Annotated in this window: 19 protein-coding genes and 1 pseudogene; 9 read left to right on the top strand and 11 right to left on the bottom strand. The window is 71.3% G+C overall.

Annotated elements, in window-relative coordinates; all coding sequences use genetic code 11:
* Nucleotides 1–74 precede the first annotated feature (74 nt).
* From ACWDAG_RS42850 to ACWDAG_RS42840, 3 genes are all read right to left on the bottom strand, one after another.
* Nucleotides 75–2,300, bottom strand: coding sequence for an ATP-binding protein (locus ACWDAG_RS42850; protein ID WP_450700991.1), 2,226 nt, complete (start codon nt 2,298–2,300; stop codon nt 75–77).
* A gap of 442 nt (nt 2,301–2,742) precedes the next feature.
* Nucleotides 2,743–3,558 carry an intradiol ring-cleavage dioxygenase gene (locus tag ACWDAG_RS42845; protein ID WP_450700990.1) on the bottom strand — a complete coding sequence of 272 codons (816 nt, stop codon included), beginning with the start codon at nt 3,556–3,558 and terminating at the stop codon, nt 2,743–2,745.
* A 190-nt stretch (nt 3,559–3,748) separates the two neighbouring features.
* Nucleotides 3,749–4,423 (bottom strand): pyridoxamine 5'-phosphate oxidase family protein, encoded by a 675-nt coding sequence (locus ACWDAG_RS42840; protein WP_450700989.1) that lies wholly within the window; start codon nt 4,421–4,423, stop codon nt 3,749–3,751.
* 277 nt (nt 4,424–4,700) lie between these two features.
* On the opposite strand from ACWDAG_RS42840, the gene ACWDAG_RS42835 reads away from it, so the two are divergent.
* From ACWDAG_RS42835 to ACWDAG_RS42825, 3 genes are read left to right on the top strand one after another with little or no spacing between them, the layout of a single operon-like run.
* Nucleotides 4,701–5,042, top strand: a complete 342-nt coding sequence (locus ACWDAG_RS42835) for an ArsR/SmtB family transcription factor (RefSeq protein ID WP_138643695.1) — start codon at nt 4,701–4,703, stop codon at nt 5,040–5,042.
* A 3-nt stretch (nt 5,043–5,045) separates the two neighbouring features.
* Complete coding sequence (locus tag ACWDAG_RS42830) at nt 5,046–5,552, top strand: SRPBCC family protein (protein ID WP_450700988.1); 507 nt, start codon at nt 5,046–5,048, stop codon at nt 5,550–5,552.
* Entirely contained in the window at nt 5,552–6,172 is a 621-nt protein-coding gene (locus ACWDAG_RS42825) for a dihydrofolate reductase family protein (RefSeq protein WP_450700987.1), read from the top strand. Before ACWDAG_RS42830 ends, ACWDAG_RS42825 begins: the two co-directional genes overlap by 1 nt.
* A 199-nt stretch (nt 6,173–6,371) precedes the next feature.
* Here the strand turns inward: ACWDAG_RS42825 and ACWDAG_RS42820 are convergent, their stop codons facing one another.
* Complete coding sequence (locus ACWDAG_RS42820) at nt 6,372–7,796, bottom strand: aspartate ammonia-lyase (RefSeq protein ID WP_450700986.1); 1,425 nt, start codon at nt 7,794–7,796, stop codon at nt 6,372–6,374.
* 176 nt (nt 7,797–7,972) lie between these two features.
* Between ACWDAG_RS42820 and ACWDAG_RS42815 the strand changes: the two genes are divergently transcribed.
* The 4 genes and pseudogenes from ACWDAG_RS42815 to ACWDAG_RS42800 all read left to right on the top strand — a co-directional run.
* A complete protein-coding gene (locus ACWDAG_RS42815) occupies nt 7,973–9,235 on the top strand; it encodes a dicarboxylate/amino acid:cation symporter (protein WP_450700985.1) in 1,263 nt (420 codons plus the stop codon).
* A complete protein-coding gene (locus tag ACWDAG_RS42810; protein WP_450700984.1) occupies nt 9,232–9,963 on the top strand; it encodes an aspartate/glutamate racemase family protein in 732 nt (243 codons plus the stop codon). Before ACWDAG_RS42815 ends, ACWDAG_RS42810 begins: the two co-directional genes overlap by 4 nt.
* Before the next feature lie 20 nt (nt 9,964–9,983).
* Entirely contained in the window at nt 9,984–10,670 is a 687-nt protein-coding gene (locus ACWDAG_RS42805; protein ID WP_450700983.1) for a GntR family transcriptional regulator, read from the top strand.
* Between the two features lie 48 nt (nt 10,671–10,718).
* Nucleotides 10,719–11,198, top strand: a pseudogene (locus ACWDAG_RS42800) (hypothetical protein); the annotation flags it as partial.
* Between the two features lie 10 nt (nt 11,199–11,208).
* Here ACWDAG_RS42800 and ACWDAG_RS42795 read toward each other — a convergent pair.
* The 7 genes from ACWDAG_RS42795 to ACWDAG_RS42765 all read right to left on the bottom strand — a co-directional run bounded on the left by ACWDAG_RS42795 (nt 11,209) and on the right by ACWDAG_RS42765 (nt 22,548).
* Nucleotides 11,209–11,853 carry a cutinase family protein gene (locus tag ACWDAG_RS42795; protein ID WP_450700982.1) on the bottom strand — a complete coding sequence of 215 codons (645 nt, stop codon included), beginning with the start codon at nt 11,851–11,853 and terminating at the stop codon, nt 11,209–11,211.
* Between the two features lie 151 nt (nt 11,854–12,004).
* A complete protein-coding gene (locus ACWDAG_RS42790; RefSeq protein WP_450700981.1) occupies nt 12,005–13,234 on the bottom strand; it encodes a PucR family transcriptional regulator in 1,230 nt (409 codons plus the stop codon).
* 119 nt (nt 13,235–13,353) lie between these two features.
* On the bottom strand, nt 13,354–14,298 hold the full coding sequence (locus tag ACWDAG_RS42785; protein WP_450700980.1) for an alpha/beta hydrolase: 945 nt from the start codon (nt 14,296–14,298) through the stop codon (nt 13,354–13,356).
* A 22-nt stretch (nt 14,299–14,320) separates the two neighbouring features.
* Complete coding sequence (locus ACWDAG_RS42780; RefSeq protein WP_450700979.1) at nt 14,321–18,295, bottom strand: beta-ketoacyl synthase N-terminal-like domain-containing protein; 3,975 nt, start codon at nt 18,293–18,295, stop codon at nt 14,321–14,323.
* Nucleotides 18,292–18,471 carry a hypothetical protein gene (locus ACWDAG_RS42775; RefSeq protein ID WP_450700978.1) on the bottom strand — a complete coding sequence of 60 codons (180 nt, stop codon included), beginning with the start codon at nt 18,469–18,471 and terminating at the stop codon, nt 18,292–18,294. The genes ACWDAG_RS42780 and ACWDAG_RS42775 overlap by 4 nt, the downstream gene beginning before the upstream one ends.
* Before the next feature lie 684 nt (nt 18,472–19,155).
* A complete protein-coding gene (locus ACWDAG_RS42770; RefSeq protein ID WP_450700977.1) occupies nt 19,156–20,895 on the bottom strand; it encodes a fatty acyl-AMP ligase in 1,740 nt (579 codons plus the stop codon).
* A 78-nt stretch (nt 20,896–20,973) separates the two neighbouring features.
* On the bottom strand, nt 20,974–22,548 hold the full coding sequence (locus ACWDAG_RS42765; protein ID WP_450701018.1) for an acyl-CoA carboxylase subunit beta: 1,575 nt from the start codon (nt 22,546–22,548) through the stop codon (nt 20,974–20,976).
* Nucleotides 22,549–23,237: 689 nt separating this feature from the next.
* On the opposite strand from ACWDAG_RS42765, the gene ACWDAG_RS42760 reads away from it, so the two are divergent.
* Both ACWDAG_RS42760 and ACWDAG_RS42755 read left to right on the top strand, forming a co-directional pair.
* Nucleotides 23,238–23,453: a hypothetical protein gene (locus ACWDAG_RS42760; RefSeq protein ID WP_450700976.1), complete on the top strand. Its 216-nt coding sequence runs from the start codon at nt 23,238–23,240 to the stop codon at nt 23,451–23,453.
* A 186-nt stretch (nt 23,454–23,639) separates the two neighbouring features.
* Complete coding sequence (locus tag ACWDAG_RS42755; protein ID WP_450700975.1) at nt 23,640–24,122, top strand: hypothetical protein; 483 nt, start codon at nt 23,640–23,642, stop codon at nt 24,120–24,122.
* Nucleotides 24,123–24,384: the final 262 nt, after the last annotated feature.

Raw genomic sequence — 24,384 nt, 5'->3', positions numbered from 1 at the left:
GAACCGGTGCAAGAACCGGATGCCTCGGACCGGACCCCGCCGCCGCGCGCCGACGGCGAGAGGCCGGTGACGTGTCACACGGACGTGTCTCCGGCCTTGGCCCGTGCGGCCACCCACAGGGCGATCCGCGTGCGTGACCGCAAGCCCAGCTTGTCGCGCACCTTGTCCAGGTGTGTGGCGACCGTATGGACCGAAAGGCCGAGCCGCTCCGCGATCTGACGGTTGGTCAGTCCGTGGGCGACGAGCTCGGCCACCATGAACTCCCTTCCGGTGAGCCGCGATCGGTCGTCGACGACCTCCACCCTGTGCCCCGCCGTTCGTTGGTCGTCGCTCCATGTCCGCAGGGCGTACGGGACAAGCCGATCCGCGGGCAGCCGACGGCCACCGCTGACGGCCGCGTCCCGAGCGGCTGCGGGCAGCCGGGTGCTGATACGGGTCACCGTTCGTTCCACCTGGCGTCGCCATGGAGCCTCGGCGACGGTGTCGAGTCGGCGGCGTGCCTGCGCGCTCGCCTCGTACAACAGGAGAGCCCTCCGCATGTCTCCGCTCTCGGCGGCCACCAGCGCCAGGCCCTCCACCGGGTAGAGCGCGTGGAAACTTGCTTCGGGGACGATCCGCAGCACCTCGCCGAACAGCGCCTCGGCGCTTTCCAGTCGGCCCAGAGCCAGCCGCACGGCGCCCGCTGTGTGCAGAGCGGCCGCGACCTGGTTCCACGGCGCGTGGCTCTTGAGCACGGGCAGGCAGTGCGACATGAGGCTGTCGGCTTCCAGCTCCCCGCCTGCTTGGAGCAGCGCCCAGGCCAGGTGATGGGTGCACCACGCGGTGTCCTTGGCTCTGCCCAGCGTGCTGACGACGTCCAGGCACTCACGCAGATCGTCGACGGCCGCGTCGAACTCTCCACGGCACAGCCGCGCCGCGGCCCGCGCGTCCAGGGCGTTGGCAAGTCCGGCGGGGTGCTCGCGGCTGCGCTCCACGGCCACCGCCTGCTCGCCCAGGAGCAGGGCCCGTGCCGGATCGGCCCGCTGGCAGGCCACGCGCGCGGCGAGCGCCGGTACCGCCCCGCCGAGCCTCCGGACTCCGGTTTCCCGCAGCAGCCCCGTCAGTAGCGCGCGGGCGGCGGACGGCTGTTCCTGCTCGTAGTGCACGCGCGCAAGTTCCAGTTCCAGCCGTGGTCGGGAGACACCCTCGCAACCCGTGGTGGCGGCCAGAGCCGCCGCGAGGTTGTCCCGTTCCAGGGCCAGCGGGCTGCCCGCCTGGTCGGGGAACACCTCGTCACCGGCTTCGTCCGCGAGTCCGTTCAGCCATGCGAGGACCCGGTGCCTGGTGCCGTGCAACTCGCCGGAGGTGAGCAGGCGCTCCAGGGCGTAGGCACGGATGGTGCTCAGCTGTCTGAAGCGTGCGGTCTCCACGTCTCCCGCCGCGTCTCCCGAGAGACGTGCGATCAGCGACTTGGCCTCAAGGGCGCACAGGATGCCGAGTATCCGCGACGGTGGGATGCCGTCGCCGGCGCAGACCGCGCGCGCCGCAGCCGTGTCGAACCCGCCGACGAGGACCGCGAGACGCCGGAAGACGGCCTGCTCGGCCGGATCGAGCAGGCGGTGGCTCCAGTCGATCGCGGCGGCCAGCTCGCTGTGGCGCCCTGGGCCGGTCCTGTGCCCTCCTGACAGGAGGGACAGCTGGGACATCTGGTCGCCCAGCCCTGACAGGATGTCACGCGGCGGAAGCGTTCCGGCCCGGCGGGCCGCCAGCTCCACGGCGAGCGTCAGGCCGTCCAGTCTGCGGCAGATCTCGGCAACCGTCCGCCCGTTTCCGCGATGCAGCATGAACCCTGGTGAGCAGCTCGAAGCACGTTCGACGAACAGCCGGACGGCGTCCGCCCGCAGAAGGACGCCCGGATCGTCTCCGGCGTCGGCAGGCGGCAGCGACAGCTCACCGACGCGCAGCACGGTCTCCCCGGGGACCCGCAGGGCCTCCCGGCTGGTGGCCAGGATGCGCAGCCGAGGACAGTGACTCAGCAGGGTCGCGATCAGCCGGGCACATGGCTCGGCCAGATGCTCGCAGTTGTCGAGGATCAACAGCCGACGGGCGTCGCCGATCGCGTGGACCAGGACGTCGACACCGGATCGTCCTGCCCGTTCACCCACGGCCAGCGCGGCGGCGACCGACTGTGCCGGCGCGGCGCCGTCACGGAGCGCGTCGAGTTCGACGAGGTCGACCCGTCCATGACGGCCGGGCAGGCCCCTGGCGAACTCCAACGCCAACCGCGTCTTGCCGACGCCGCCGGCACCGGTCAGCGTCACGAGCCGCGACGTCCTCAGCAGCGCGCGCAGCCGCGCCAGCTCCGCCCGCCGGCCCACGAAGGAGTCGAGGGCCTGTGGCAGTCCGCGGCTTTGGGCCGTGGGCGAGGAGGCAGCGCTCCGTACGGGCGGCGACGTAGCCGTCCGCGCCCGGCTCGAATCCGGGCGCGCCGAGCGCTGCCGGAACGCCCGTTGTCTGCATGCGCCGGAGCAGTAGCGAGCCGGTCGACCACTGCGAGGGCCACCGGGCAGAGGCGCACCGCACGACTCACATGTCATGCTCCGGTCATCCCCGCATCCCGGTCGCCCATTCCCGGATACGAGGTTTACGTCCGTCAACGACACGCTCGGACACGCGACTTCGAGCGGTGGGCATGGGCGGCCGACGGCGCGACGGCGGCAGCCGGGCTCGTCACTGCGGGCCGGCCACCGCCCGGGCGGCGTGTCAGGGTACGGCGTCGGGATCGATGCCGAGCACAACGGTGCCGGTCACTCCCTTGCCGAGGTCGCTGCCGACCTGCGTGAGCGTCAGCAGGGTGGAGGACCCGCCGTTGCGGTAGATGCCGTCCCTGGCGTTGAGCGTCCGTGTGGCCGTGTTGTTCCGGTACGGGGCCAAAGCGGCGACCCTGCTGTTGTACGTCTCCGGGAAGTAGAGCTGGCCGGTGTGGGAGACATGGCCGCCCCGGTACTTGCCGTTGGCGACCGTGCCGCCGACATGCGTCTTGACGTGGATGTGCAGGGCACGGCCGACGTACCAGCCGGGGTAGACGGTGGTGAACTCCGCGACGCCGGTGGAGTCGGTCAGCTGCACGCCGCGCAGGAAGGTCGTGTCCGGGGTGGAGCCGCCGGCCACGTAGCCGGAGTAGATGCCGAGAGCGTCGCAGTGCCAGATGTCGACCGCCGTGCCGGGCAGTGCGGAGCAGGTCGCGGTGTCGATCACCTTGACGCGGAGGGTGAGGGGCACGCCGGCTTTGCCCTCGGTGATGTCCTTGCGGACCGTCTCCAGGTCCAGGTAGTAGGGCCCCTCGGTCTGCTCGGGCGTGAGGACGCAGTCGGCGGCCAACGGGGCCGCGGCCTGGGCGGCGTCGCTCCGGCTTTCGGCCGAGGCCGCCTGCCCGGACGTGAGCCCCAGAGCGGCCGCTCCGAGGGTCGCGCCGCCGAGGGCGGCGATGACGGTTCTGCGGCTCGCACCACCCGAGCCGTCGGCCGGCTCGGGGGCGCGCTCGCGTTCTGCGGAATGGGGGCGGGGGGTGTCAGTCATGCTGTGAGCATGGCGCGCGTGGCGGGGCGTGGGATCGATCGGATGACCGGTGAATCGGGCGCGTTACGAAACGCACGGCGCCGAGGTCCGCTCGGGTGCCCTATGGGATGCAGGGCGTGACTGTCGGCGACACCGCGGGCGCTAAGCCGCGTGCTCGGGGTGCTGCCGTGCCGGATCCGTCGGCTGCTCGTCAGCGGGAAGGCAGCCGCCTCCCGGTCTCGGCGGCGGCTCCGAAGTAGTCGCCGCCCTTGCGCTTGACGTCGTCCGTACCCCAGGCCTGCTCACCGCCCACGGCCGTATCGCCGTCTCCGGTCGCGTTCTGCCGCAGCGGTGCCCTGACCAGCCGCGGTATGTGCTTCGAGCAGTGGATGTAGGCTTCCTCGACCTCGACCTCCACCCACATCTGGGGTCGGCGGCCCGGCACCGGGTCGACCGGCAGATGCGCGTACCTCCGGCGCATCGCCTCGTCGGTGGCCAACTGCGCCCGGCCGTTGACATGCAGGCCGATACGGTCCTGAGCGAAGTCGATCATCAGGATGCCGACGTGCGGATTCTCCCGGATGTTGCCGAGCGAGGCCATGACTCCGTTCCCGCGGTACTCCGGGTATGCCAGGGTCGCGTCATCAAGGACCCGGAGAAAGCCGGGCGGTCCGGCCCGGAACGTGCTGTCGCACTCGCCGTGGCTGTCCGCCGTGGCGAGGAAGAACATCTCCTGGCGGGCGACGAACTCCTGCATCTGCGGGTTCAGCCGATCCAGTACCTGCTCGTCGTAGAACCGGTCCGCGCGGCCGAGGGTGCCCAACTCATGCTGCATCTGGTGTTCGCCGTGGCTTCCGGGCCGGTCGACCCGCTCGTCGTGATCCAACGATCCTCCTGACAGCGATTCCTTCAGGCCACAGCCGAGAAGCGCCGCCGGCCGCGTAGAGAGCCTAGAGCAGATCGTTCGCACGCCCCTTCGAGGGGGCGGCCGCGGGCCCGGGCGACGACGAGGGTCCGGGCGCCGTCGAGGGCCTTGACCGCCGCCGACCCACGCCCGCCCGAATACGCGCCGCACGGGCCCGGATCAACGATCGTCGTCTGACGAGACCCGCCTGATTCATTCTCGCCTTGACGCATGCCGATATGGGCATACGATGAGCTCCATGGCACGAGCAGCGACGACGTCGGACGTCTTCAACGCGATCGCCGAGCCGCAGCGCCGGGAGATCCTGGTGCTGCTGCGGGCGGGTGAGCGGCCGGTGACCGAGTTGGCGCGGGAGCTGGGGATGACCCAGCCGGGCGCGTCCAAACACCTGCGGGTGCTCCGGGAGGTCGGGCTGGTGCGGGACCGCAAAGCGGGCAAGCAGCGCCTGTATGGCCTTGACGCCCGCGGGCTGCGGCCGGTCCACGAGTGGACCGGCGGGTTCGAGCGGTTCTGGAACGAGAGCTTCGACCGGCTGGACGCATACGTGCAGGACCTGAAGCAGGCAAGGCAGGAGGAGTAGCTGATGAGCGCGACGGGACGAGGAGCGCCGGCACAGTCCGCGACGGCCGACCGCGAGATCATCATCTCCCGGGTCATCGACGCCCCACGGGAGCTGGTGTTCGAGGCGTTCACCGAGGTCCGGCACCTGTCGCGGTGGTGGGGCCCGGACGGGTTCAGCACCACCACGCAGTCCTTCGAGTTCCGTGTCGGCGGGGAGTGGGACTTCGTGATGCACGGACCGGACGGGACGGACTACACCGAGTGGATCTCCTGGACCGAGATCTCCCCGCCGGAGCGGATCGCGCTGCTCCACGGTGCGTCCCGCGACGACCCGAACGCCTTCGCAGCGGTCCTGACGTTCGAGCCCGACGGTGCGGCCACCCGGATCGAGATGCGCACGCTGTTCCCCACCAAGGAACTGCGCGACGAGGCGGTCGAGAAGTACCGCGCGATCGAGGGCGGCCGTCAGACCCTGAGCAGCCTGGCTGCGTACGTCACCGAGATCGTGCGGAGGGGAGAGGAGGACTGATGGCCGGGAAAGTGTTCTTCAGTGTGTCGATGTCGCTGGACGGGTTCATCGCGCCCGGGTCCCTCGGGGAGCTGATGGGGCAGCAGTGGATGGAACTGCAGCAGTGGATCTTCCCGCTGCGGTTCTTCCGGGAGAACCTGAAGCTGGGCGAGGGCGGCGAGGAGGGGCGCGACAACGACATCGCGCGGGAGACCTTCGAGCGCACCGGCGCGAGCATCATGGGCAAGCGCATGTTCGACGCCGGCGAGCAGATGTGGCCGGAGGAGGCGCCGTTCCACACGCCGGTCCTCGTCGTCACGCACGAGAAGCGTGACCCCTGGGAGCGACCGGGCGGGACCACCTTCCACTTCGTCAACGACGGCATCGAGCACGCCTTCGACCAGGCCCGCGAGGCCGCCGGCGACCGTGACGTCCGCATCGCGGGCGGCGGCGCGACGATCCTGGAGTACGTGAACGCCGGCCTGGTCGACGAGTTCACCATCGCGCTGGCCCCCGTGTTGTTCGGCTCCGGAATCCGCCTGTTCGAAGGCGTCGACGCGGCCCGCGTGGCCCTGGAGCCGGTCCGTGCGGAGCCCTCCCCGAGGGTGACGCACCTGACCTATGCCGTCCGGGAGCGGTAGGCGCACGGCGGGCCGCGAAGGACCAGGTCGGGGCAGCGCAGGTGTAGCGCGCAGGCACGCGGACCCGCGACAGGGATGCGCGCGGTGAGGTGTTCGAGCAGCAACGGGATGTTGGCGGAGGCGCAGGACCGCTCAGTTGTCAACTGCCGGTGTCGACAGCCCAGTTGTCCGGGTCCGAGGCCGACGGTGTGCTGGGCGCTCACGGAGTGGCTGCCGCTGATCGCCGGGCGGAGTGTCCCGTGAGGTTCTCGGGCCGCAGGATCACGTCCAGTTGCTCGGTGGTGAGCAGGCCGGCCTCGGCGGCGAGGTCCTTGACCATGCGGCCGGTGGCCAGGGCCTGGCGGGCGAGGGTGGTGGAGGCGGCGTAGCCGATGTGCGGGGCGAGGGCGGTGACCAGTCCGATGGAGCGGTGGACGGTGTCGTGGAGGTGTTCGCGGTTGGCGGTGATGCCGGGGACGCAGCGGGTGGCCAGGGTGTCGCAGGCCGCACGCAGATGGGTCAGGGAGCGCAGCAGGCTGTAGGCGATGACGGGTTCGAAGGCGTTGAGCTGGAGCTGTCCGGCCTCGGCTGCCATGGTGACGGTCAGGTCGTTGCCGATGACCTCGAAGGCGACCTGGTTGACGACCTCGGGGATCACGGGGTTGACCTTGCCGGGCATGATCGACGAACCCGCCTGCACCGGCGGCAGGTTGATCTCGCCGAGTCCGGCGGTGGGGCCGGAGGAGGTCAGGCGCAGGTCGTTGCAGGTCTTGGAGAGTTTCACGGCGACGCGCTTGAGGACGCCGGAGAGCTGGACGAAGGCCCCGCAGTCCTGGGTGGCCTCGATGAAGTCGCCCGCGGGCCGGACGGGTTCGCCGCTGATCTCGGCGAGATACGCGCAGGCGAGCTCGGCGTAGCGCGGGTGGCCGTTGATGCCGGTGCCGATCGCGGTGCCGCCGAGGTTGGACTCCAGCAGCAGTGCGGCGGCCTCGGTCAGCCGCTGGCGGTCCTCCTCGATCATGACGGCGTATGTCGTGAACTCCTGGCCCAGTGTCATGGGTACGGCGTCCTGGAGTTGGGTGCGGCCCATCTTCAGTACGTCGCTGAACTCCGTTGCCTTCGCGGTGAAGGCCGCCGCCAACACCCGCAAGGAACCGCCGAGTCGGCGCAGTGAGGTGACCAGGGCCAGGCGTACGGCGGTGGGGTAGACGTCGTTGGTGCTCTGGCCGAGGTTGACGTGGTCGAGCGGGTGGATCACGTCGTAGGAGCCGCGGGGGTGGCCGAGGATCTCCAGCGCCCGGTTGGCGATGACCTCGTTGGCGTTCATGTTCGTCGAGGTGCCGGCCCCGCCCTGGACGGGGTCGACGAGGAACTGCCCGTGCAGCCGCCCCGCGCGGATCTCCTCGCAGGCGCCGATGACCGCCCCCGCGATGTCCGGCGGGAGCAGGCCGAGGTCGCGGTTGGCCCGAGCGGCGGCCTGCTTGACGGCGGCCAGCGCGGCGATCAGGTCGGGGAACTGGGCGATCGTCGACCCGGTGATCGCGAAGTTCTCCACCGCCCGCACGGTGTGCACGCCGTAGTAGGCGCCGACGGGGACCTCCTTGTCTCCCACCAGATCGTGCTCGATACGTACGGCCTGCGCCATCTGCTGCTCCTCGTTCTTGCGGTGCCCCTTGACAGGCCACCGTCTCCGGCCTCAGTGTTACCGGCCAACACGCAGAACGCAATATATTGCATATGGCAGGAGTCTCCATGGACACCACGAGCCCCCGACCCACCAGCACAGACGCCTCACCAACCTTCTGGCGGCGATGTCTGAGAATGCCGATCGGCATCCAGTCGGTCATCGCCGTTGGCCTCGGCGCCCTCATCGGAACCTTCGCCCCGTCCGCGGGCGAGCAGATGAAGATCCTCGGGGACGTGTTCCTGAACCTGGTGCAGGTCGTCGTCCTGCCCCTGGTCTTCCCGCTCATCGTGCTGGGCATCGCCCGCATGGAGTCGGTCAAGAAGGTCGGCCGGATCGCCGGTAAGGCCATCCTCTACTTCGAGCTCGTCACCACCGTGATCCTGCTGATCGCGGTGGGGCTCGCGAAGCTCACGGGCATCGGCAAGGGCGCTCCGGTCCACGGCGCCGACGCCAAGGACCTCGACGGCCTGAGCCAGGGCATCGACTTCCACGAACTGGTCCTGCACGCCGTACCGAAGAACATCTTCGCCGCGTTCGGCGAGGGCAACCTGCTCGGCGCGATCGTCTTCGCCCTCCTCGTGGGCGTCGCCATGGCCGCGATCGGGGAGAAGTCCGAGCCCTTCGCCGCCGTCCTGGAGTCCGTCGCCGCGGTGATGTTCAAGGTCGTCGGCTACGTCATCCGCATCGCGCCGCTGGGCGTGCTCGGCTTCATCTCCTACGACGTCGCCTACTACGGCTTCGGCAACCTGCGCAGTCTGCTGGGCTTCATCGCCGTGGTCTACGCGGGCCTGGCCATCGTCATCGGCGTGCTGTTCCCGCTGATCGCCGCTCTCTACCGCATCCGCTACGTCGAACTCCTCAAATCCATCGGCGGGTTGGCCGGGATCGCCTTCGTCACCCGCAGCTCGGAGTCGGTGCTGGCCCCGCTGATGGGCAAGCTGGAAGCCTTCGGCCTCAGCCGCTCCACGACCTCCTTCGTCGTGCCCCTCGGCTACTCCTTCAACACCGACGGCTCCGTCCTCTACCAGGCCGCCGCCCTGGTCTTCCTCGCCAACGCCTACGGCGCCGACACCTCTCTGCCCGCCCTGCTGCTCATGGTCGGCGTGCTGGTGATCCTTTCCAAGGGCATGGCCGGCGTCGCCTCCGCCTCCATCGTCGTCCTCATCGCCGCAGGCAACTCCGTCGGCCTGCCCGCCGAAGGCATCGCCCTGCTCCTCGGCGTGGACTTCATCGTCGACATGGCCCGCACCGGCGTGAACGTCATCGGCAACTCCCTTGCCGCCGCCGTCGTCGACAGCTCCGAGAAACGCCACGCAGCCAAACACGCCACCACCGCCGGCACCCACACCGCGGCCGAATCCGGGACCCCGTCCCTGCACAAGGAACCCGCACAGTGAGCGCCCCCACCACCGAGATCATCGGCATCCTCGGCGGCATGGGCCCGGCCGCCACCGCCGACTTCTACGCCAAGCTCGTCGCGACCACCCCCGGCAGCAGCGACCAGGACCACCTCCGTACCGTCATCTGGTCCGACCCCACCATCCCCGACCGCACCCAGGCTCTGCTCGGTCACGGACCCGACCCCACCCCCTGGCTGCTCGACGGCAGCCGCGTGCTGCGCGAGGCCGGCGCCACCGTCATCGCCATCCCGTGCAACACCGCGCACGCCTTCGTCCCGCGCATCGCCGACCATGTGGGCCTGCCCATCGTCCATATGATCGGCGAGGTGGCCCGGCACCTCGCCGGGCTGAGCCCCCGTGTCCATACCGCCGGACTGCTCGCCACCACCGGCACCGTCCGCGCCGGCCTTTACCAGGACTGGCTGGACCGCTTCGGCATCCGCCTGGTCCTGCCCGACGGCACCAGCCAGGACCGCGAGGTCATGGCCGCCATCCGGGCCGTGAAAGCGGGGGCCCGCGACGACACGACCACCACGCTGCTCGCGCGCGCCGCACAGCGCCTGACCGAGCAGGGCGCCCAGGCGGTGATCGCGGGCTGCACGGAGATCCCGCTGGGACTCCCCGAGGACGCCGTGGGCGTGCCCCTCATCGACCCGGCGCTGATCCTGGCCCGGGCCCTCGTCCACCGGGCCAGGACGGGTGCCGTGACGGAGGAGGTCCTCTAGGGCGATGTACTGTACGCAATATGTCACTCGACAGCCCTGTTTCCCGCCGCCTCCTCAGCGACGAGGTCTTCCATCGCCTGCGCGACTCCATCGTGCGCGGCGAACTCGCCCCCGGAGAAAAGGTCAAGGACGGTGAGCTCGCCGAGCGCCTCGGACTCAGCCGCACCCCGGTGCGCGAGGCGCTCGCCCGGCTCGCCGACATCGGTCTGGTCGAGGCCAAGCCCGGCGTCTACACCCGCATCACAACCCTCAACCGCCGGGATGTCGAAAAGACCCTCGCGGTCCTGCGCTCCCTCGACCAGCTCGCCGTCGAGACGGCCGTGCCGGCCATGACCGAGCAGGACCTGCACACCATGCGCGAAGCCAACCGGGACTTCGAACGGGCCGTCACCGCCAACGACACCGCCGCCGCGCTCGCGGCCGACGACCGTTTCCACGCCGTGCCGATCAAGGCGGCCGACAACCCCGTACTGAGCCGGATCGTCGAGCAGCTGCACCCGCAGATCCACCGCATTCTGTACCGGAAGTTCTCCACACTGCTGGGTGGCCGCAACACCATCGAGCACCACGACCAGCTCGTGGAGGTCTGCGCCACCGGTGACGCTCGTGCCGCCGCCGAACTCTCCGGACGGCACTGGTCCGAACTCGGCGGACACATCAACCAGCTCTTCGAAACCAATCAGTTCATCGAGCCGGCCGCAGGGTAGGGGCCATCCTCCGCGCGTTGTGCACGGGCCGGCTCAGTCCCCGACGCGGCGGTGCTCGGAGCGCTGCTGGACGACAACTCCGTACCGCTGGCGTTCCTGCAGAGCAGCGTCGGCTTCTTCGACGGCGGGCCGATCACCGTCAGGAACTTCCCCGTCACCAACGGCAGTTCGCAGCAGCCAGGCCTGTTCGGCGTCGAGCACAAGGCCATCCCGGAGAAACCGCACGGCGCGCTCTACACATGGCGCAATTACGACCGTGTCGTCGCCCCCGACGACCCGGGCCACCGCTCCGCCGACGGCACGTCCTTCACCAACGCCGACAAGGAGGTCACCGACTCCGCCAACCCGACGCTCACCGTGCCCGCGGGCGACGCGTTGCTGGCGGGCCGCATCCCGGCCGGTCTGCACCCGGTGGTCGCCGACGGCTACCAGCACCTCGACGTGCTCACCGCGGCCCCCGTGCAGAACAACGGGCGGCTCGAGATCGTCTCCACCAACCTCGCGCAGTTCGCCGCGGAGCCCAAGTAGCCCTGCCCGCTCAGACCTTGGTCGCGGCGAAGGCGGCCGCCGCGTCGGCGTCGGAGGTGTAGCCGAGGTGCGCGAGAACGTCGGTACCGCCGTTCTCGCAGATGGGGTCGCCCTTGGCGCAGAAGTCGATGGTGCGGCTCTGGTAGGTGCCGGTGACGCTCTTCCCGAGGGCCCGGATCGGGTTGCCGAACAGCAGCACCGCGGCGACCCTCGGTTCGATTGCGGCGGGGATGGTGGCGACGATGGGACTGCCGACCACCGCACCGTCGCTGCTGATGCCGATGGAGTTGTCGACGACGTTCGCGCCCTGCGAATAGCCGACGAGAACGAAACGCTGATTCGGGCAGGCCGCCGCCTGGCTGTTGACGTGATTCACCAGGTCGGCATTGCCCTGCGCCGCAGAGGTGAGGGAAAGGTCCGCGGGATAATTCACCCTGTAGCTGCTGAGGTTCTTCCCCGTCATTTTCTTCTGCAGGGCGGAATACACCGGGTCACCGACTATCACGCCCAGCGTGCCCGGCTCAAAGGTGCCGCGAGCCGCGACGACGTCGATGTCCGAGCAGGTGGCGGCCGATGCCGCGGGTGCCGAGACGGCGGCCACCCCGGCCGCCCCGCCCACCAGTGAGAGCGCGGCGAGACACAAGCGAATACGCATGGGGATCCTTTGCGGGTCGGGCGCGTTGCGCGCCTGCGGAAAAGGACGTCCCGAACGTATTCGCTTTTTGTGAGCAGGTGTTATGCATGGGAATTCAGAAGTTCTACGGTTTCTTGAGCTGAGGTGAGTCGGCGGGAATTTCCTGCGCTGTCTACGCGGAGGGTGTTTCCTGGTCCCGCAGTTCCTCGGCGCGTAGTGCCAGGATGAGGTCCAGGCGGGTGGCGGGGTCGTGCAGGGCGTCCCCGAAGAGCTTCTCCAGCTGGCGCAGGCGGTAGCGGACTGTCTGCGGGTGGATGTGCAGACGGGCGGCGACGTCGGGCACATTGCTGCCGCTGAGCAGCCAGGCCAGCAGCGTCTCGGCGAGCCGGGGCCGCTGCCCCTCGGTGGCCGTGTCCAGCGGGGCGAGGACGCGCGCCTCCAACTGCGTCAGCAGCGGCTCGTCCCCGTGCAGCAGCAGCGTCGAGAGGTGGTCGGCGCACCGCACCACGCCCTGCCGGGGCAGGATCCCGCGTCCCATCAGCCGCAGCGCCCGGGCAGCCCAGCGCAGCGACTGCGCGGCCTCGGTGAGCGGCACCGTCGGCCCGATCGCCGCCGGACGCCCGCGCAGCGCGAGCGTGAACGGGCGCCCGCCGAAGCGGCCCGAACCGTCCGGATCGGGCAGCAGTATCCGCGGCGGCCGGGACCCCATGTCCACCAGAGCCCCCGCGCCCGCCGGCGGCCGTTCCTCCTCCCACTGGTCCGCCGACCCCGCCAATGCGACGACCGCGACCTGCTGCGGCACCGACCAGCGGGCGCCGTGCGCGAGATCCTGCACGACCTCCCACGACACTGGGCCCTCACCCACGAGCAGTTCGAGCAGCCGCCTGCGCCGCCGCTCCAGCTCGTCCGTGCTGCGCAGCCGGCCCTCCGCATAACCGGCCGCGGCCGCCTCGGCCACCTCGTGCACGGTCCGGAACGCGAGCTCGCCCAGCGCCGCCACCACGGCCGAGTCCAGCCCCAGCTCTTCCGCCGTGCGGCCCATCAACCGCCAGGCATGCATCCCTCCGATCCGCAGCGCGGACTGCAGGGCGTCGAGGCTGCGGTCCTCCAGGGCCACGCCGCGCCCGAGTTCGTAGTACGTCGAGGCGATCGCGTCGCTGCGGCCGCGCGGGTCGGCGATGTGGTCGACGAACAGGGTCAGCGCCTGCACCACTCCGGCCCGCAGGTTCCTGGCGTACATGCCGTCCACGGGCCCCGCATACTCGGGAACCTGTCTGCGGACCTCGTCCTCGACCTCGTCGGCGACCGCCTCCAGCCGGGCGCGCAGCGGTTTTGCGAGGTCGGCCGGCACCGAGGGGGACGCCGGACCGGCCGGCCCGCCGTGCGGGGTGGGGACGGCCATCGCGGACGCTCCTTTCCACCGCAACCGGCTCCGCGGAGTGTTTCCCGTGGGGCGAGGGGCAAGTCCTGTGTTGGACGGACGTCCCCTGCGCTCCGTTCCGTGCCCCGACGGCACCGACATCACTCCGGCAGCCCGAGTGCACCGGCGAGCATCGGCCACGACGCGGCGAACTCCGGTTTCCAGTACGCCCAGCTGTGCCCTCCTCCTGCGTAGAAGTGCGTGGTGACCGTGATGCCCAGGTGGGCGAGGGTGCCGGTGAAGCTGTGGGCGGAGGACCACAGGGCGCTCTCCAAGACCTCGGGGAGCCAGTCGCCGGTCCCGCCGACCACGCCGCTGCCGTTGGAGACGTACAGGGGAGTGCCGCGCAGCCCCGCGGCGCGTGCCCGCGGGTTGAAGTCGCGCCAGGTGAGGAGATTGAGGACCGGGTTGCCCCACAGGGACAAAGGTGCCAGGTTCTCGCGGGCCACGATGGCGTCGACGAGGACGGGCACACCGGGCGCTGTGGTGTCGAGGATGCCGCTGTAGGAGGCAGCCGCGGCGAACGCGCCCGGATGGCGGGCCGCGTGCGCCATGGCGCCGTAGCCGCCGGTGGAGACCCCGGCGACCGCCCGCACCTCCGAGGCCCGGTAGTCCCGCTTCAGCATCGCCGGGACCTCACTGAGCTGGAACGTCTCGTAGTCGGGGCCGCTGAGCCAGTCCGTGGGAATGCCCGTGGGGCCGCCGTCCGGCATGGCCACGATCAGATCCCGGCCCGCGGTGAAGGCCTCGATGTCGGTCTCCCGGGTCCAGGACGTGTAGTCGTCGTGGGCGCCGTGCAGCAGATACAGCACGGGGTAGGTCCTGCCCGGCTGTGTCTCGAAGCCGGACGGCAGGATCAGCCGCACCGGGGCGCTGCGGCCCAGGGCGGCGGAGGCCACGGACACGTCGAAGGTGCGCGGCCCGAGCTGGGTCGCGGCGCGCGCGGTGCCGGCGGCGACACCGAACAGGGCGGCCAGACCGGCGCTCGCCACGGCCTTGGTGACGGTGCGCCGGGACACTCCGGTGCGGCGGTGGGGGTGGGGCATGGCGGCTCCTCCGGATCCGGGTTCAGTGGGTCTGCTCGGCGAGCTCCCGTCGCAGCTGGGCGGCGATCTCGTCGACGTGCGGCGGGTCGAGGAGCGACAGATGGTGACCGCCGACCCGTACGACCGACAGCCGCGGGCACACCTCGTCCCAGCCGAGCGCCTCGTCGTCCCGCTCATAGGCTGGGTCGCGCACGGTGTGCGGAGTGGCTTCGCCGGCCCGGTACAGGACCACACGCCCGTCGTAGCGGCCCGGCCGGTGGGCCTCGCCGATCCTCAGGTCCAGATAGGAGGAACGCTGGTGCTCCAGGACGGCGGCGGGCACCTCGGCGGCCTCGCGCAGGACGCGCAGCACGCTGTCGATGCGCGCGCCGTCGTCGTCCATCGCCACCAGCTCGTCGTACGGCAGCTCCAGCCGGACCCCGTAGGTGTCGGCGACATGGCGGGCGAAGCCCGTGAAGTGGGAGCGGATCCGGTCGTCCGGCGTCTGCCCGGGGCGCGCCAGGGGCCGTACGGAGTCGATGAGCACGACCAGCTCCACTTCCCGCCCGGCTGTGGTGAGCTGCCGTGCGGTCTCCTGCGCGATGAAGCCGCCGAAGGACCAACCACCCAGCAGACAGGGCCCGGTGGGGTGGACGGTGGCGATGACCTCGGCGTAGCGGCTCGCCTTCTCGCTCACCGTAGGCGCCTGCTCCACACGCTCCAGCCCGTACACGGGGCGGTCGTTGCCGAGCCGCTCCGCCAGCGCCCGGTAGACGTCGGTGGTGCCGCCGGCGGCGTGGACGAGGAACAGCGGTGGGCGGGAGCCGCCGGCCCGCAGTGTGCGCAGCGGCGAGCCGTCCCCGGCCGGGAGCGCTTGCCGGATGCGCTCGGCGAGTTGCTCGACCGTGGGGGTGCCGAGCAGATCGCGCAGCTGCAGTTCGATGCCGAACTCGCGCTCCAGGGCGGTGCGGATACGGACGGCCATCAGGGAGTCCAGGCCGAGGTCGGCCAACGTGGTGGAGGGGGTGACACGGCCCGGCGCATGCCCCGTGACGGCGGCGATGTGGTGGCACAACCGGGCGGGGACGGAGGTGTCCTGCGGCACGGCAACCCGCTCCACCGGCACGGCAGCGATGGTCGTCGCCGCGCGCCGGTCCGTCCACCAGTGCCGCACGTGCCGCCAGCGCGGCGCGGGCAGATCGATGACGCGGCCGGACGGCAGGGGCAGGGGCAGTCCCGCCGCGTACAGGGCACCCAACTGGGCCAGGAACGCGGCGCAGTCGTCACGGTCGCGGTGCAGTGTGCCGAGGGCGAGAGCGCCGGGTGCCGTGTCGGTGACGGCTCGGGTCAGCACCGGGTGCGGTGAGATCTCCATGAAGGCGGTGTGGCCGTCGGCCGCGGCAGCCGCGACGGCCCGGTCCAGACGCACCGGCCGCCGAAGGTTCGCGGCCCAGTGGTCGGCGTCGAAGGCGGAGTCGCCGCGGGGGTCGTCGAGGACGGTGGAGTAGACGGGGATGCGCGGCCGTCTGCTCTCGATGCCCGACAGCGAGTCGATCAACTCCGGTAACAGGGCGTCGACTTGGGGCGAGTGCCCGGCCCCGACCACCCGCATGGCGCGGGCGGACCGCCCGTCCTCCTCCAGCCGCCGCGCGAGCCGCGCCACGGCAGCCTCCTCGCCGGTGACCACCTTCTGGCCGGGGGAGGAGTGGACGGCGACATGGACTCCGGGGAAGTCCCTTTGCAGGGCGTCGAGTTCATCGTCCTCGATATCGACGACCGCCATGGCGCCGCCCCGCAGCCGACCGAGCAGCCGGGCCCGTACGGCGACGACCCGCGCCGCGTCCGGTACATCCAGGGCGCCCGCGCAGACCGCGGCGGCGACCTCGCCCATGGAGTGGCCGATCACGGCGGCGGGTTCCACACCGTGGGAGCGCCACAGTTCGGCGAGCGCGACCTGGAGACCGAAGAGGACCGGCTGGGCGACCTCCAGCAACTCCAGGCCCTCGCCGGAGGCCAGGTGGTCGTACAGGGACAGCCCGCACTCCGGGGCGAGTTGGGCGTCGACCTTCTCCACGGCGGAGACGAAGGCGGGCTCCTCGGCCAGCAGCCGACGCCCCATGCCCGCCCACTGGCTGCCGTACCCGGAGAACACCCACACCGGACCGCGCCCGATGAGATCACCCTCGCCGGTCATGACCCGAGCGTGGGGGCGGCCCTGCGCCAACGCGCCCAGTGCGTCGACGAGTTCACCCGGATCAGCGGCGGCGACGGCGGCGCGCACAGGCCCACGGCCGGCCCGCCCGGCGAGTGTACGGGCGATGTCGGCGGGGCGCGCGGAACCTGTCTCGGGCGTGCGGAGCCAGTCAGCCAGCCGGGCCGCGGTGTCCCGGAGACGCTCGTAGTCGACGTCGGAGAGGAGATGGAGGCGAGCGGCCGGCTCGTCGGCGGAGGGCGGTGACAGGGCCGCGGGCCGCCATTCCTCCAGCACCGCATGGGCGTTGGTGCCGCCGAAGCCGAACCCGGAGACCCCGGCGGTGGCCGTGCCGCCGTAGCGCGGCCACGGCTCGGGCTCGGTCACCACCCGCAGCGGTGCGTCACCCAGGGAGCTGCCCCGCGCGCAGTGCAGGGAGGGCGGGACGACGTCGTGGTGCAGCGCGAGCACCGTCTTGACCAGCCCGGTGATACCCGCCGCCGACTCCAGATGACCCAGGTTGCCCTTGACCGAGCCCAGCAGCAGCGGCTGGTCCGGGTCACGGCCCGCACCGAGGACGCTGCCCAGTGCGCCCGCCTCGATCGGGTCGCCCAGCGGGGTGCCGGTGCCGTGTGCCTCGACGTAGTCGATGCCTGACGGGTCGAGTCCGGCTCGTGCGTAGGACGCCGTCAACAGGGCTTGCTGGCTCAGGGGGTTGGGTGCCAGGAGGCCGTTGGAGCGGCCGTCGGAGTTGACGGCCGTGGCGCGGATGACGGCCAGCACGCGGTCGCCGTCGCGTTCGGCGTCGGACAGCCTCTTCAACAGCACGGCCGCGCAGCCCTCGCCGCGTCCGATACCGTCGGCCGCCGCCGAGAACGGCTTGCACCGCCCGTCCGGTGCCAGCGCCCCGGCCCGGGCGAAGGCGACGTCGATGGTGGGGGAGAGCAGCACGTTGACCCCCGCGGCGATCGCCATCCCGCTCTCGCCTGTACGCAGGCTGACGCACGCGTGGTGCACGGCCACCAGCGACGAGGAACACGCGGTGTCGACGGCCATGCTCGGCCCCCGGGTGTCCAGCACATACGCCACCCGGCCCGCGGTCACACTCAGCGCCGCACCCGCCGGGGCCCACGGGTCGACGGCGCCCGCGTCGGCGCCGGTGAGACGGCCGTACTCGGGGGCCGAGACACCGACGAAGACTCCGGTGTCGCTGCCGGCGAGCGAGGCGGCCGGGACGGAGGCATGGTCGAGCGTCTCGTGGACGACCTCCAGGAGGATCCGCTGCTGGGGGTCCATCACCGCGGCCTCGCGCGGAGTGATCCGGAAGAAGTCGGCGTCGAAGCCCGCGATGTCGTCGAGATAACCACCGTACGAGGGAGCTTCGGCGGGCGGAAACGCGGTGAAGTCCCGCCACCGGTCCTCAGGAACCCGCCGGATCGCATCGACGCCCTCGCTCAGCAGCCGCCAGTAGTCGCCCGGCCCGTGCACACCACCGGGCAGTCGGCAGCCGACCCCGATGACGGCCACGGGCTCGCCGAAGTCGGCCGGGGCGGGAGCGATTTGGGCAGGAGCCGCGACCTCCGCCTCGGCACCGCACAGGCGTGCCACCAGCGCATCACCGGTCGACGCCTCCCACAGCAACGTCGCCGGCAGCTCACGCCCCGCGAGCCGGGACAACTCCCCGGTCAGGACCACCGCGTCCCGCGACGCCATGCCGAGGTCCGCCAAGGGCCGGTCCATGGGGACGGCCTCGACGGCGGAACCAGTCCACGCGGCCACCCGCTCCGCGATCAGTCGGCGCATCGCGCCCTCGTCGGTCCCTGTCACCGCGCATGCTCCGCTGTGTAGGCGCCCTGCGGATGTCGCCGGCGGGTCGGCGTGCGGGAGACCTTGCCGTTCCAGGTGCGGGGGAGGATCGGGTCGGTCTTCGGGACGGACTCGTTCAAGGCGGCCGTCCGCTGCGCGTTCGGTGGACGCATCGCGTTCCCGGGGGTCGTTGTCATCGCGCGTGCTCCGTGGTGTGAGCGCTCAGCAGGTGCCGCTGGTGGGTGAGTGCGGGTGGGTTTTGGTCGTTGGGGGTGTAGGGCGTGATTGGGTCGGTGTTCGGGGTGGGCCAGGTCCAGTCGGCCGTCTGGTATGCGTTCGGTCGCCGCATCGCGTGCTCGTGGGTTGTTGTCATCGCGCGTGCTCCGTCGTGTGGGCGCCCTGCAGATACTGCTGGCGGGTCAGTGCGCGTGGGACTTTGCCGCTGGAGGTGTGTGGTGTGATCGGGTCGGTGTTCGGGGCGGTCCGGGTCCGGTTGGCCGTTTGCTGCGCGGTCAGCGGGTGTATCGCGTGTTTGTCGGCTGTTGTCATCGCGCACGCTCCGCTGCGTAGGTGGCTTCCAGGTACTGCTGGCGGGTGAGTGTGCGTGGGAGCTTGTCGTTGGGGGGCGATCGGGTCGGTGTTCGGGGTGGGCCGGGTCCGGTTGGCCGTTTGCTGCGCGGTCAGCGGGTGTATCGCGTGTTTGTCGGCTGTTGTCATCGCGCACGCTCCGCTGCGTAGGTGGCTTCCAGGTACTGCTGGCGGGTGAGTGTGCGTGGGAGCTTGTCGTTGGGGGGCGATCGGGTCGGTGTTCGGGGTGGGCCGGGTCCGGTTGGCCGTTTGCTGCGTGTGCAGCGGGCGTATCGCTTGCTCGTCGGCCGCTCTCATCGCGCACGCTCCGTCGCGTAAACGCCGTCCAGATATCGCTGACGAGTCAGCGCCCGCGACACCTTGCCGCTGGATGTGCGGGGCACCGCGCCCGGTGCGACGAGAACCACCTCGGCCAGCCGCAGTCCGTGCCGGTCCGAGACGGCGGCGCGTACGGCGCGGGTGAGGGCCGGGACGTCGATCTCGGCGAGGTTCGTGGCCCGCACATGCTCGGCCACCAGGACCACCCGCTCACCCGCGCCGCCCGGCACGCCGAAAGCGGCCAGCCGGTCGCGCCGCACCGCCGGGTGTGCGTCCTGGGCCGTGGCCTCCACGTCCTGCGGATAGTGGTTGCGGCCGTCGACGACGATGAGGTCCTTGAGCCGGCCGGTGACGATCAACTGCCCGTCCAGCACCGTTCCCAGGTCGCCCGTGCGGAGCCAGTCGCCGGGCCCGGCGTCCGACTCGGCACCGAAGACGCGCCGGGTCTGCCGCTCCTGGTTCCAGTAGCCACGGCCGACGTTGGGGCCCTGCACCCAGATCTCACCGACCTCTCCTTCGGACAACACGGCCCCGGACGCGGGATCGACGATGCGGACCTCCTGACCCGCCGGAGTGCCGCAGCCCGCCAGCACTACCGCGCGAGGGTCCTCGGGCCGCGCGGGCAGAGCCTTCCCGGAGGCGAGGGCGTCACGGTCGAGCGCGAACCGGGACAGCGGCTCTCCGGGGCGGGCCGCGCTGACGAAGACCGTGGCCTCGGCCAGCCCGTACGACGGGCAGTGGACGTCCGGCGACAGCCCCTGCGCGGCGAAGGCGGCGTGGAAGCGGTCGACCGTGCCCGGGCGGACCGGCTCACTGCCGTTGATCAGCGCGGCGACCTGGTCCAGCCGCAACTCCGCCTTCTGCACGTCGGTGACGGCGGAGGCGCAGTAGTCGTAGGCGAAGTTGGGCGCCGCGCTCAGCGCACGCGGATGCGCGGCGAGCAGCCGCAGCCAGCGCGCGGGCTCGTGCAGGAACGCCACGGGCTCCATCAGCACCGACAGCAGACCGCGCACCACCGGGGCGGCGACGCTCAGGACCAGCCCCATGTCGTGGTAGAGCGGCAGCCAGCCCACACAGGTCACCTGATGGGCGTCCGCGCCGTAGGCGGCCAGCGCCTGACGGGCGTTGGCGACGACGTTGGCATGGGTGATCTCCACGCCCGCCGGGGTGCGGGTCGAGCCGGAGGTGTACTGCAGATAGGCGATCTCCGTCGCGTCCGGTACGACGGGCTGCCAGTCACCTTCGGTGGTGTCGGGCACCTGGTCGGCGGCGACGATCCGGACCGACGTACCGGCACAGAAGTCCCGCACCTCGTCCAGGACGCGGCTCGTCGTCACGGCGATCGCCGGGCGTGCGTCGGCGAACACGGCCGAGAGCCGGTCACCGTGCCCGGGCAGGCCGGGCGGATACAGCGGTACGGCGACCAGGCCGGCGGCGAGCGCCGCCAGGAAGGCGGTGACGTACTCCGTGCCCTGCGGGCACAACAGCGCGACCCGCGCCCCGGGCTCGGCCTCCTCGGCGAGCCGGGCGGCCAGCACCCGCACCCGCACATCGAGGCGCCGCCAGGTCAGGGTGCGGTGAACGCCGCGCGAGCCCGGCGCGGGATGGTCGACGAAGGTGAACGCCCGGCGGTCGGGGGTGGTCTCGGCCCAGTGCCGCACATACTCCGGCAGACTCCGGAAGGCGGGCGCGAACGGGTGGCGGCGGCTGTCCATGGGGCATGGCTCCAAACGTCGCGGGATACGGCTTGCGGGGCACAGCGGTCGGTCACAGCGGGCTGGGGAACTCGCCGGTCAGAGCGGGATGTTGCCGTGCCGGCGCTCCGGCATCGGGGCACGCTTGCCGCGCAGCGCGCGCAGGGCACGGCAGACATGGGCGCGCGTGTCGCGCGGAGCGATGACGTCGTCGACGTATCCGCGCTCGGCGGCGAGATAGGGCGTCCCGTGGGTGCTCTCGTACGCGGCGACCAGACGGGACCGCAGCGCCTCGGGGTCGACGGCGGCCGCGAGTTCTTGCCGGTGCAGCACGCCCACCGCGCCCTCGGCGCCCATGACGGCGATGCGGGCCGTGGGCCAGGCGAGGTTGATGTCGGCGCCCAGATGCTTGGACCCCATCACCGCGTACCCGCCGCCGTACGCCTTGCGGACGACCACGGTGACCTTCGGGACGGTGGCCTCGGCATAGGCGTAGAGCAGTTTGGCGCCGCGCCGGATGATCCCGGCCTGTTCCTGGCGGACGCCGGAGAGATAGCCCGGCACGTCGGCGAAGGTCAGCAGCGGCACGCCGAACGCATCGCAGAACCGCACGAAACGCGCCGCCTTCTCGGAGGCGTCGATGTCGAGGACTCCGGCGGCGTGCAGCGGCTGATTGGCGACGACACCGACGGACCGGCCCTCGATCCGGGCCAGCGCACAGATGATGTTGGGTGCGAACAGCTCCTGGACTTCGAGGAGTTCACCGTCGTCGACGACCGTGCGCAGGATGTCGCGCATGTCGTAGGCCTGCCCCAGCCGATCCGGCACCACCTCGTCCAGCCAGGCTCCGCCCGGCACCTGCCCCGGCGCGTACTCCGGGGGCCGCTCCAGGTTGTTGGCGGGCAGATACGACAGCAGATCCCGTACGGTGTCCAAGGCGTCCTGCTCGTCGGCGGCGAGGAAGTGAGCGTTGCCGTTGACCGTGTTGCTGGTGCGGGCGCCGCCCAGGTCCTCGGCGCTGGTGCGCTCGCCGGTGACCGCCTCGATGACGTCGGGCCCGGTGACGAACATGTGCGAGGCGCCGTCGACCATCACGGTGAAGTCCGTGATGGCGGGGGAGTAGGCGGCTCCGCCGGCGCAGGGCCCGAGGACGACCGAGATCTGCGGGATCACCCCGGACGCCCGCACATTGCGGCGCACCAGCTCGGCGTAGAGGGCGAGCGAGGCGACGCCCTCCTGGATGCGGGCGCCGCCGCCGTCGTTGAGCCCGACGACCGGGCAGCCGATCCGCAGGGCGAGGTCCATCAGCGCCACGGTCTTCTCACCGAAGGCCTCGCCCATGCTGCCTCCGAAGACCGTGGGGTCCTGCGCGAACACGCACACCGCACGTCCGTCGACCGTGCCGTGCCCGGTCACCACCCCGTCGCCGTACGGACGCCGGCCACCGTCCCCGGTGGATCGCGCCCGCACGAACAGGCCGGTCTCGGTGAAGGACCCCGCGTCCAGCAGCAGTTCGATCCGCTCCCGGGCACCGAACTCCCCGCGCCGCCTCGGCCCGCCCGAGGACACGGCCTGCGCCCGACGGCCCTCCAGCTCGGCGATGTGCCCGGCGGTGCGGTCGGGAAGTCGCGTCGCCGTCTCCCCGGCACGGGATGTTGTCGCCTCTCGCGTCACAGCCACCTCCGAAGTGGCTTTCGAATATGGCAGCCACACAGGGCCGGAATGAGGGAATCACTGTTCTATTTGCGGGAGATGAGTCCCGCGGTACCGGTGTTAGTCCGTGCGTGACAAGCAGAGGGCGGAACCGGGTGGTGGGACAGTATGGAGAGCGAGACTCAGGCGCCCCCGTCTTCCGGCCCGATCAGGCTGTCGCCGTCCAGCAGGGTCTTGTGGGCGGCGGCCGGGTCGTCCAGGTAGCCGGTGGCCTCTCGCGCCGTCGTGCATCATCGGCGCCGCTCCCGGAAGAGGCCACGGATCCAGTGCCGGTGGGACGTCACCGGGCGGTGCACCGGGTGGTCCGCGTCCGGGCACTCGGCGGCCGTGTTCAGGAACGGGAATCCGCGAAGGCCGTACTCGCGGGGCGTGCTCGGCGATCGCCGCGAAGATCAGGTCGATCGCCTCGGCAGGCGGGCGCGCGGCGGCCGACGGTCGGCCATGTGCCGGTGCTGGGCGTCCCCGGTCGGCAGATGGGCGACCTCGGCGAGCAGCGCTCCACACCGGTCGCGCGTACAGCCTCGTACCAGAACAACCTCTTCACCGCGCTCCTACCGGGCGGAACAGCGACACCACGAGTCGGACCAGGTGGCACGAACGCCACCACCGTCCCGCATGCGCGCAGCCGTCACACAGCGCACCCTGGTGCCATGGCCGACGCACAGCCCATCGTGATCTACCCGCCCGCCGAGGACGGCGGCCGCAGGGTTCGTGTGGGCGACCATTTCCGCGGGATGGCGTACGGGCTGCTGGACATCGTGGAGTTCCTGCGCCTCGCGGGTCTGGAGGACACCGACGAGGTGTGGGTACGGGAATCCGGGCTGGTCGAGTGGCGGGGCGGTGGCCCGGACGTGTGGCAGCACTGAGTGCCGCACCGCGCCGGCCATCGGCATCGCGGTGTCCACCACCACCAGCGCCAGGGCGCTCAGCGTCGCTGCTGTCAGCCCGTGGAACAGCGACATTTTCGCGGGCTGACGGCCTAGGTGCGGCGAGAGGGGGCCCGCCTCGTCCGGGAGTACGTACGCGGCGCCGCTCTCGCTCCACCCGCAGTCGTGGGAGCCACGACCGGCAGTGGGACGACCATCGCGTTCTGGCCCGACGCCGAGATCTTTGAGACGACGAGGTGCTCGTTCGCCGTGCTGGCGGAGCGTCTCCGGCAGGTGGCCTTCCTGAACCGGGGACTGGAGATCTCGCTGACGGACGAACGCCCGGCGGGAGGCCCCCGGGCGGTGCGGTTCCGGTTTCCGGACGGGGTACAAGACTTCGTGGCCGCCCTCGACGCGGAGGCCGGGGCGAACCTCCATCCGGACGTGATCGGCTTCGAGCGGGAAGACCCGCGGATGGCAGGGACGATGGAGGTGGCCCTCCAGTGGAGCGGGACCCGTAAGGAGACGGTGCGCAGCTTCGCCAACAGCCGGGCCACACCCCAGGGCGGCACCCACGTGGACGGCTTCCGCGACGGAGTGGCGGCCGCGGTCACTGAGTATGCCCGGAAGCTCGTCGACCGCATCATCCGGGGCATCCACCAGTACTGAGTGGAGGCCCAGCCCATGGTGCGGTGCCTTCATCGTCGAAAGTCCTGGTCGGTCGTGGAACGGATCTCCATTGCTGCCGCTGCCTCCCCCGGCTACCCACGGCCGTTCAGGTCGGCTTGCGATCCTCGGAGCGGTCGGCATGATGCCGGTGACCGGACGCGCTGCGCGGGCTCTCGTTGTTGACGAGCCACAAGGGGGTGAGCCCGTCCCGGAATGCGCTACGGGTGCGCTCGTCGACGGAGCCGCCGGCTATCGCCGCAAG

The sequence above is a fragment of the Streptomyces sp. NPDC001157 genome (assembly GCF_053598255.1).
This window is presented reverse-complemented; position numbering and strand designations above follow the sequence as displayed.